Genomic DNA, 9,630 nt, shown 5'->3' with positions numbered 1-9,630 from the left:
GCGGGCGGAGCTGTAGCGCCCGCCCTCGGCCGTACGCTCAGCGGCCATCGTCGCTGTCCCCTCCAGTCGTCCTGGCGCGGACCGGCCCGGCGGCGGGCCGGTCCGGTTCAGTCGCCTTCGGCAGCGGTGGCGCGTGCGCGGACGGCCTCGGCGAAGAGGTCGCCGCGCACGTTGTAGTTGGTGAACATGTCCATCGAGGCGCACGCCGGGGCGAGCAGGACCGTGTCGCCTTCGCGGGCGAGCCCGGCCGCCTCGCGCACCGCTTCGGACATCGCCCCAGTGTCGGCCCGGTCGAGGTCGACCACGGGTACGTTCGGCGCGTGTCGCGCGAGGGCTTCGGCGATCAGGGCACGGTCGCGGCCCAGCAGGACGACCCCGCGCAGCCGTTTCGCGGCGCCTTGCACCAGTTCGTCGAAGGTCGCGCCCTTCGCGAGTCCGCCGGCGATCCAGACGATCGGTTCGTAGGCGGCGAGCGAGGCTTCGGTGGCGTGCGTGTTGGTCGCCTTGGAGTCGTCCACGTAGGCGACGCCGTCGATCGTGGCGACGTGCTCGATGCGGTGCGGGTCGGGCCGGAAGGCCCGCAGGCCGTCGCGGACCGCCGTCGCCGGGACGCCGTAGGCGCGGGCGAGCGCGGCGGCGGCGAGGGCGTTGGCGATGTTGTGCGGGGCGGGCGGGTTCACGTCCGCGAGTTCGGCGAGCTCCTGGGCCTGCTCCGTGCGGTCGGGCACGAAGGCCCGGTCCACGAGCAGGCCCTCGACGACGCCGACCTCCGAGGGGCGGGGGGTGCCGAGGGTGAAGCCGATGGCCCGGCAGCCCTCCTCGACGTCGGCGGCGCGCACGAGCTTCTCGGTGGCCGGGTCGGCGGCGTTGTAGACGCAGGCGACCTGGTTGCCCTCGTAGATCCGGCCCTTGTCGGCGGCGTAGGCGGCCATCGAGCCGTGCCAGTCGAGGTGGTCGGGCGCGAGGTTGAGCACGGCGGCGGAGTGCGGCCGTACCGAGGGCGCCCAGTGCAGCTGATAGCTCGACAGTTCCACGGCGAGGACGTCGTAGGGCTCCTCGGCGAGGACCGCGTCGAGGAGCGAGACGCCGATGTTGCCGACGGCGGCGGTGCGGTGGCCCGCCGCTTCGAGGATCGCGGCGAGCATCCGTACCGTCGTCGTCTTGCCGTTGGTGCCGGTGACGGCGAGCCAGGGCGCGGCGCCGGGGCCGCGCAGGCGCCAGGCGAGTTCGACGTCGCCCCAGACCGGCACCCCCGCCGCCCCGGCGGCGGCGAAGAGCGGTTTGCCGGGCTGCCAGCCGGGGGCGGTGACGACGAGTTCGGTGCCCTCGGGGAGGGCGGCCCCGTCGCCGAGGCGCACGGTGACGCCGAGGGCGCGCAGTTCCGCGGCCTGGGCGCGGGAGCGCTCGTCGTCGGCGTCGGTGACGGCGGTGACGAGGGCTCCGCGCGCGTGCAGGACGCGGGCGGCGGGCATCCCCGAGACGCCGAGCCCGGCGACGGTGACGCGCTTGCCCGCGAAGTCCTGCCCGGTCACTTGTCGGCCGCCCATCCCGCGTAGAAGAGGCCGAGGCCGACGATGACGCACATGCCCTGGATGATCCAGAAGCGGACCACGACGAGGACTTCGGACCAGCCCTTGAGCTCGAAGTGGTGCTGGAGCGGTGCCATGCGGAACACGCGCCTGCGGGTCAGTTTGAAGGAACCGACCTGGATGACGACCGAGAGCGTGATGAGCACGAACAGGCCGCCCAGGAGGGCGATGAGCAGTTCGGTGCGCGAGCAGATCGCGAGCCCGGCCAGGGCGCCGCCGAGCGCGAGCGAGCCGGTGTCGCCCATGAAGATCTTGGCGGGCGAGGTGTTCCACCACAGGAAGCCGAAGCAGGCGCCCATGAGGGCGGAGGCGACGACGGCGAGGTCGAGCGGGTCGCGCACCTCGAAGCAGGCGGCCGGGTTGGTGAGGGTGGCCGCGTTGGCGCAGGACTCCTGGAACTGCCAGATACCGATGAAGGTGTAGGCACCGAAGACCATGACGGAGGCGCCGGTGGCGAGGCCGTCCAGACCGTCCGTCAGGTTCACGCCGTTGGACAGGGCCAGGATCATGAAGAGCGCCCAGACCACGAAGAGCACCGGGCCGATGGTCCAGCCGAAGTCGGTGACGAAGGAGAGCTTCGTGGACGCCGGGGTGTTGCCGCGCTGGTCGGCGAATTGCAGGGCGAGCACGGCGAAGGCGATGCCGACGATGAGCTGCCCGGCCATCTTCGCCTTGGCGCGCAGGCCCAGCGAGCGCTGTTTGACGATCTTGATGTAGTCGTCGAGGAAGCCGACCAGGCCCATGCCCGCCATCAGGAACAGCACCAGGAGCCCGGAGAAGCTGGTCGGGCTGCCGGTGATGAGCTTGGTGAGGAAGTAGGCGATGAGCGTGGCGAGGATGAAGGCGATGCCACCCATGGTCGGGGTGCCGCGCTTGCTGTGGTGCTCGCGCGGCCCGTCGTCACGGATGAACTGGCCGTAGCCCTTGCGGGCGAGCAGCTTGATGAGCAACGGGGTGCCGATGAGGGTCAGGAAGAGACCGACCGCTCCCGCGAAGAGGATTTGCTTCATCGCGCGGAGGCCTCGCCCTCACCGGCGCCCTCCAGGAGGGCCTGGGCGACTTTCTCCAGGCCCGCCGCGCGGGACGCCTTCACCAGCACGACATCCCCCGGTCGCAGTTCCCCGCGTAGCAGGTCGATCGCCGCCTGTGTGTCGGACACGTGCACCGACTCCTCACCCCACGAACCCTCGTTGTATGCGCCCATGCGCAGCCAGGCCGCCTCCTGGCCCCCGACCGCGACGAGCTTGCTCACGTTGAGCCGGACGGCAAGCCGTCCGACGGCGTCGTGGGCGGCGAGCGATTCGTCCCCGAGTTCCGCCATCGTCCCGAGCACCGCCCAGGTCCGGCCGCCCTTGTCACGGGCTGCCGAGCCCATCGCGACGAGTGCGCGCAAGGCGGCTCGTACGGAATCGGGGCTCGCGTTGTAGGCGTCGTTGACGATTGTCACGCCGTCCGGGCGCTCGGTGACCTCCATCCGCCAGCGGGAGAGGGAGCGTGCCTCGTTGAGACCAAGGGCGATCTCTTCGGCGGGCATTCCCAGCTCATGGGCGACGGCTGCGGCGGCGAGCGCGTTCGACACGTGGTGCTCACCGTACAGGCGCAAGGTCACTTCGCCGCACCCGGTGGGTGTGCGCAGGAGGAACCGGGGGCGTCCGGTGTCCGTAAGCGTGACGTTCTCGGCCCGCACTTCCGCATCGTCCGCTTCGCCGAAGAGGAGCACGCGTGCGCGGGTACGGGGTGCCATGCCGCGTACGAGCGGATCGTCCGCGTTGAGCACGGCGAGTCCGGACTCGGGCAGGGCCTCGACCATCTCGCCCTTGGCCTCGGCGATCTTCTCCTTGCCGCCGAACTCGCCGATGTGGGCGGAGCCGACGTTGAGGACGATGCCGATGGAGGGCGGGGTGAGGCTCGTGAGGTAGCGGATGTGGCCGATGCCGCGGGCGCCCATCTCCAGGACGAGGTGGCGGGTGTCCCGGGTGACGCGCAGGGCGGTCAGCGGGAGCCCGATCTCGTTGTTGAGGTTGCCCGGTGGCCACACGGTGGGCCCGCGGCGGCTCAGGAGCTGCGCGATGAGGTCCTTGGTGGACGTCTTGCCCGTCGAGCCCGTCATGGCGATCACGGTGGTGCCGAGGCGCTTTACGACGGTGCGGGCGAGGGCGCCGAGGGCCGCGGTGACGTCGTCCACGACGATCGCGGGCACGCCGAGGGGGCGGGTCGCGAGCACGGCGACGGCACCGGCCCCGACGGCTCCGGCGGCGTAGTCGTGCCCGTCGACGCGTTCGCCGGCGAAGGCGACGAAGAGCCCGCCGTCCTCGACGGCCCGGGAGTCGGTGACGACGGGACCGGTGACACGCAGCTCCGGGTCCGGTATGTCGTGGGTCCGCCCGCCGACGATGTCAGCGATCTCGGCGAGAGAGAGGGCGATCACAGGTTCATCCCACGCTTTTCTGCCGCGCGGCCGGGGTGGCCGCGGCTTTGCGGATGGCTTCCTTGAGGACCTCGCGGTCGTCGAAGGGGCGCACGACCCCGTTGACGTCCTGGCCCTGTTCGTGGCCCTTGCCGGCGATGAGCACAGTGTCCCCGGGCTCGGCGCGGGCGACGACGGCGGCGATGGCCGCCGCGCGGTCGGCTTCCACGAGGACGTCCCCGCGCTCGTGCACGGGCACCTCGGCGGCGCCGGCGAGCATCGCGGCGAGGATCGCGAGCGGGTCCTCGGAGCGCGGGTTGTCGGAGGTGAGTACGGCGGTGTCGGCGAGGCGGGCCGCGGCGGCGCCCATCGGGCCGCGCTTGGTGGTGTCGCGGTCGCCGCCGCAGCCGAGGACGACGTGGACGCGGCCCTCGGTGACGCGGCGCAGCGAGCGGAGCACCGATTCGACGGCGTCGGTCTTGTGCGCGTAGTCGACGACGGCGAGGTAGGGCTGTCCCTCGTCCACGCGCTCCAGGCGGCCGGGGACGCCGGGGACGGCCCCGATGCCCTCGGCGGCCCTCCCGGGGTCGATCCCGGCCTCCGCGAGGGCGGCGACGGCGGCGAGGGTGTTGGCGACGTTGAAGGCGCCGGGCAGCGGGGCGCGGGCCGGGTAGCGGGAGCCGTCCGGGCCGACCACGGTGAACACCGAGTCGGTGGCCCTGATCTCGACGTCCTCGGCGCGCCAGTCGGCGTCGGGGTGGCCCTCGGCGGAGAAGGTGACGATCGGCACCTCCGCCTCGGCCACGAGCCTGCGCCCGTAGGCGTCGTCGCGGTTGACGACGCCTCTGCGGCTGCGTGCCCGGGTGAAGAGCTGGGCCTTGGCCTGGAAGTAGTCCTCCATGCCGGAGTGGAACTCCATGTGCTCCGGGCTCAGGTTGTTGAAGACGGCGACGTCGTGGACGACGCCGTCGACGCGGCCGAGCACGAGGGCGTGGCTGGAGACCTCCATGGCGACGGCGTCCACGCCGCGTTCGCGCATGACGGCGAAGAGGGCCTGGAGGTCGGTGGCCTCGGGCGTGGTGCGCTCGGACTTGAGGCGCTCGTCGCCGATGCGGGTCTCGACGGTGCCGATGAGCCCGGTGGAGTGCCCGGCGGCGCGCAGGCCGCCCTCCATGAGGTACGCGGTGGTGGTCTTCCCCGAGGTCCCGGTGATGCCGATCTGGAGCAGCCCGTCGCCGGGGTTGCCGTAGATGCGCGCCGCGAGGGCGCCCATCCGGCCCCGGGGGTCGCCGACGACGAGGACGGGGCGTCCCGCGGCGAGGACGCGCTCGGCCCCCGCCGGGTCGGTGAGCGCGGCGACGGCGCCGAGCGAGGCGGCCTGCGCGGCGAAGTCGGCGCCCGTGGAAGCGGGCGCCCGGCAGGGCCGCGTAGATGTCACCGGGGCCGCACGGCCCGGGAGTCGTGGGTGATGCCGGTGACATCGGCGGGAGCGGGGCCGCCGCCGCGCGGCTCGACCCCCAGTTCTTCCGCGAGGTCGTCGAGCGGGGTGGCCGCGGTCTTGGCGGGGCGCGGGGGGCCGGAGTACGTCACGGGACCGTTCTCCCGGGGGGTGTGGGGCTGATCGGGGCGTGGCACGGCGGTGAGCGTACCGGGCGGGATGGGCTCGCCGCGAAATGAGGGGCCGGGCGGCTGGGCTGGCGCGCCGTCGGTTCCGGGGGGACGGCTGTGGTTCCCCGGATCGGGGGTGATCGTTGTCACGGGCGGTTCCTGGGTGGGTCTCCGGGAGTGCGCGGCCGGGGCCGGCCGGTCAGGGCTCGAAGGTGGTGGGGAGCCGGGCGGGGGCGGCGCCGGTGGGCGGGACCTGGAGGGTCTTGAGTGCGAACTCCATGACGCTCTTGTAGATGGGCCCGCAGATCTGCCCGCCGAAGTAGCCGCCCTTCGTCGGGTTCTGGATGGCGCAGTAGACGGTGACGCGGGGCTTGTCGGCGGGGGCGAAGCCGGCGAAGGAGGCGGTGTAACCGCGGTAGAGGCCGGTCTTGGGGTCCACCCGGTTGGCCGTCCCCGTCTTGCCGGCGACGCGGTAGCCGGGGATGCGCGCGGAGGTGCCGGTGCCCTCCTTGTCGTCCACGACGGACTCCAGCATGGCGGCGAGCGTCTTGGCGGTCCTGTCGCTCACGACGCGGGTCTTCTTCGCCGGTTCGGTGGGCGCCCAGCGGCCGTCGGGGCCCTTGGTGGACTTGACGAGCGTGGGCGCGGTGCGGACGCCGCCGTTGGCGATCGTGGAGTAGACGGAGGCGGCCTGCATCGCGTTGATCGACAGGCCCTGGCCGAAGGGGATCGTGTACTGCTGCGAGGTGTTCCACTTGTCCGGCGGGGCGAGGATGCCGGAGGTCTCGCCGGGGAAGCCGAGCCCGGTGGCGCTGCCGATGCCGAACTTGCGCAGGTACGAGGAGAGCACCCGGTTCGCCTGCGGCTGGGTCTTGCCGAGCTGGCCGGTGGCGAGGATCGTGCCGATGTTGGAGGACTTGGCGAGCACCCCGTTGAGGGTGAGGTGCCAGGTGCCGTGCGGTACGTCGTCGTGGAAGACGCGGTCGCCGCGGCGCAGTTCGCCGGGAACGGTGACGTGGGTGCCGGGGGTCGCCTTGTTCTCCTCCAGGACGGCGGCCATGGACATGATCTTGCTGGTGGAGCCGGGTTCGTAGGCGTCCTGGAGGGCGGGGTTGCCGAGCGCCGCCACGTCGGCGTGGCGCAGGTCGTTGGGGTCGAAGCCGGGGGCGTTGGCGAGGGCGAGGATCTCGCCGGTGCGGGTGTCCTGGACGATGACGTAGCCCCGGTCGGCCTTGGACTTTCTCACCTGCTCGGTGATCGCCTGCTGGGCGGCCCACTGGATGTCGCGGTCGAGGGTGAGCCGTACGTCGGTGCCGGCCACGGCGGGGTGCTCGCTGCCGCCCGCCGTCGGGACCTGGCGGCCCCCGGCCTGCGCGTAGCGCACCTCGCCGGGGGTGCCGGCGAGCGACTTCTCGTACTGGGCCTCCAGGCCGCCCGCGCCCTTGCCCTCGGCGTTGACCCAGCCCAGTATCCCGGCGGCGAGGTCGCCGTTGGGGTAGACGCGTTTGCTCGTGGGCTCCTGGAAGACCCCGGCGAGGATGCTGGGGCGGTCCTTGGTGGCCTTCTCCTCGAAGGCGTTCTTGAGGTCCTTGATCTGGGCCCACACCTGCGGGGTCTGCCGCGTCGCGAGGAGCGCGTAACGGCCGGTGCCGCGGAGCTGGGCGGCCACCTTGTCCTCGTCCTTGCCGAGGATCGGGGCGAGGAGGGCGGCGGCCTGCTCGGGGGCGTCCTTCACGTGGGTCTGCCCGCGGCCGAACATCGAGGGGTCGGCGGTGATGTCGTAGGCGTCCACGCTGGTGGCCAGCTCGACGCCGTTGCGGTCGGTCACGGCGCCGCGCTCGGGGGCGATCTCGTGGACGACGACGCGGTTCTTCTGCGCGGCGGTCGTGAAGGAGTCGGCGTCGACGGCCTGGATCTGGAGCAGCCGCACCACGAAGACCGCCATGACCAGCGTGATCGTGAACCCGACGAGGCGCAGCCGGGGGCGCGGCGAGCCGAGCCGGATGGTGCGCGGTCCCCGGAGCCTGGGCCCCGGTCCCGAGGGGCTGCGGCGGGGCCGGGCGCCGGGCCCGGGGCGGGCCCCGGGCCGCGCTCCGCTGCGGGGGCGCTCGGCGGCGGGCCTGGCGGGGCCCGGTACGCGGCGGCGGGGCGGTTCCCTGTCGGTCACGGCGTCACCTTCCGGGGGTGGGGTCCGGGCTCGCGTACGGGGTGGAGGCGGGGCTCGTGCCGGGGCCGGGACCGGCGGGACTCGTGTCCGCGCCGGGGCTCTCGGCGGCGCTCGTGCCGGGACCGGGGCTCGCGGCGGGGCTCCGGCTCGGGTCCGGGCTGCCGCTCGGGTCCGGGCTGCCGGAGGGCGTCGGCGTGGGGCTCGGCTTCGGGGCGGGCGGGGCTGCGGGCGCGGGCCGGACCAGGGCGGCGGGGGGTGCCGCCGAGGCGCGGCCCCGTACCGTCCCGTCCGGCGCGAGGAAGGCCGGGTCGCCGCCGGGCACCATGCCGAGTTCGGCGGCGCGGCGGGCGAGCGCGTCGGGCGCGGAGTAGGCGTCCACGTCCCGCTGGAGCTCCTGCTGCTCGTCGGTGAGGTCGGTGGACTGCTTCTTGAGCCGGCTCACCTGGAAGGAGCCCTCGTTGAGGGAGGAGTTGAGGACGAGGAGCGTGATGAGCCCCCCGGCGAGGAGGACGACGACGAGCAGCACGAAGGGCGTGCGCGCCGCCCGGTTCGTGCCGCGCTCGGGGCGCAGCCGGGCGAGGGCGGCGGCCCGGCCGCGTCGCAGGACACCGTTCACGACTCCTCCGGGGGGTGACACGCTGGGGCGCGGGTGCCGGTTCCCCGCGCGGGGGCCCGCCCGTTTCCGGTACGGGGACGGGGCGGCCCGCTTCCGCTCACACGGCCCCCTCGCGGATGCGCTCGGCCCCGCGCAGGCGGGCGGGCGCGGCACGGCGGTTGGCGGCGACCTCCTCCTCGGCGGGCAGCTCGGCGCCGCGCGTGAGGAGCTTGAGCCGGGGCTGGTAGCGCTCGGGGACGACGGGGAGCCCGGGCGGCGCGGTGCCGGTGGCCCCGGTGGACAGCACCTGCTTGACGAGCCGGTCCTCCAGCGAGTGGTAGGCGAGCACGGCGATCCGGCCGCCGACGGCGAGGCTGTTCACCGCCGCCGGGATCGCGCGCTCCAGGACCGACAGTTCGCCGTTGACCTCGATGCGCAGGGCCTGGAAGGTGCGCTTCGCCGGGTTCCCGCCGGTGCGCTTCGCGGCCTGCGGCAGGGCCTCGCGGATCAGCTCGACCAGGCGCGCGCTGCGGGTGAAGGGCTCCTTCTCGCGCTCGCGCACGACGGCGGAGACGATCCGGCGGGCCTGCTTCTCCTCGCCGTAGGTGCGCAGGATGCGGACGAGTTCGCCGGGCGGGTAGGTGTTGAGGACCTCGGCGGCGCTCATGCCCGCGGACTGGTCCATGCGCATGTCGAGCGGAGCGTCCTGCGCGTAGGCGAAGCCTCGGCCGGCCTCGTCGAGCTGCATCGAGGAGACACCGAGGTCGAAGAGGACGCCCTGGACGCGGGGGATGCCGAGGCGTTCGAGCACGTCGGGCAGCTCGTCGTAGACGGCGTGGGCCAGCAGGGCGCGCTCGCCGAAGGGGGCGAGGCGTTCCCCGGCCAGGCGCAGCGCCTCCTTGTCGCGGTCGAGCGCGACGAGGCGGGCGGCGGGGAAGGTGCTGAGCAGGGCCTCGCTGTGGCCGCCGAGGCCGAGGGTGCAGTCGACCACCACGGCGCCGGGCTCGGCGAGGGCCGGGCCGAGGAGGTCGAGGCAGCGGCGCAGCATGACGGGCACGTGGCGCCCCTCCGCCGTCCCCGCTGCCGGTCCGGTCCCGTCCTGTGCCGTGCTGCCGGGTGCTGCGCCCTCGGGCGTCTGGTCCGTGTGCAATGTCCTGCCCGTCACCCTCGTCGAAAGGCGCCTCGCGCCCTGGTCCCGCGCCCGCGTCCCGCGCCGTGCCGCCGCCCGCCCCGTCGCTCACCGCCCGCGCCGTCCCGCCGGCGG

At 73.8% G+C, this 9,630-nt stretch carries 6 protein-coding genes and 1 pseudogene; all 7 read right to left on the bottom strand.

All coding sequences use genetic code 11. From position 1 onward, the window contains the following. Positions 1–107: 107 nt before the first annotated feature. The 7 genes and pseudogenes from murD to rsmH all read right to left on the bottom strand — a co-directional run bounded on the left by murD (position 108) and on the right by rsmH (position 9,423). Complete coding sequence (gene murD, locus SSBG_RS22985) at positions 108–1,547, bottom strand: UDP-N-acetylmuramoyl-L-alanine--D-glutamate ligase (RefSeq protein ID WP_420790326.1); 1,440 nt, start codon at positions 1,545–1,547, stop codon at positions 108–110. After that, complete coding sequence (gene mraY, locus SSBG_RS22980) at positions 1,529–2,599, bottom strand: phospho-N-acetylmuramoyl-pentapeptide-transferase (RefSeq protein ID WP_008748461.1); 1,071 nt, start codon at positions 2,597–2,599, stop codon at positions 1,529–1,531. Before mraY ends, murD begins: the two co-directional genes overlap by 19 nt. Continuing rightward, the gene (locus SSBG_RS22975; protein WP_008748460.1) at positions 2,596–4,017 is read right to left on the bottom strand and encodes a UDP-N-acetylmuramoyl-tripeptide--D-alanyl-D-alanine ligase; all 1,422 of its coding nucleotides are present in this window, start codon (positions 4,015–4,017) and stop codon (positions 2,596–2,598) included. Before SSBG_RS22975 ends, mraY begins: the two co-directional genes overlap by 4 nt. A gap of 4 nt (positions 4,018–4,021) precedes the next feature. Next, positions 4,022–5,754: pseudogene (locus SSBG_RS22970) on the bottom strand (UDP-N-acetylmuramoyl-L-alanyl-D-glutamate--2,6-diaminopimelate ligase). A 49-nt stretch (positions 5,755–5,803) separates the two neighbouring features. After that, complete coding sequence (locus tag SSBG_RS22965) at positions 5,804–7,771, bottom strand: peptidoglycan D,D-transpeptidase FtsI family protein (RefSeq protein WP_008748458.1); 1,968 nt, start codon at positions 7,769–7,771, stop codon at positions 5,804–5,806. 4 nt (positions 7,772–7,775) lie between these two features. Beyond that, positions 7,776–8,387 (bottom strand): membrane protein, encoded by a 612-nt coding sequence (locus SSBG_RS22960; protein ID WP_037870457.1) that lies wholly within the window; start codon positions 8,385–8,387, stop codon positions 7,776–7,778. A 97-nt stretch (positions 8,388–8,484) separates the two neighbouring features. Continuing rightward, a complete protein-coding gene (gene rsmH, locus SSBG_RS22955) occupies positions 8,485–9,423 on the bottom strand; it encodes a 16S rRNA (cytosine(1402)-N(4))-methyltransferase RsmH (protein WP_008748456.1) in 939 nt (312 codons plus the stop codon). Between the last annotated feature and the right edge of the window lie 207 nt (positions 9,424–9,630).

Source organism: Streptomyces sp. SPB074 (assembly GCF_000154905.1).
Taxonomy (GTDB): Bacteria; Actinomycetota; Actinomycetes; order Streptomycetales; family Streptomycetaceae; genus Streptomyces.
The sequence above is the reverse complement of the archived record's forward strand: the minus strand, read 5'-3'. Positions and strand labels throughout refer to the sequence as shown.

Bases quoted from the DNA above. Each gene is read 5' to 3' on its own strand.
- mraY (WP_008748461.1), bottom strand. From the start codon at position 2,599: ATGAAGCAAATCCTCTTCGCGGGAGCGGTCGGTCTCTTCCTGACCCTC.
- murD (WP_420790326.1), bottom strand. From the start codon at position 1,547: ATGGGCGGCCGACAAGTGACCGGGCAGGACTTCGCGGGCAAGCGCGTC.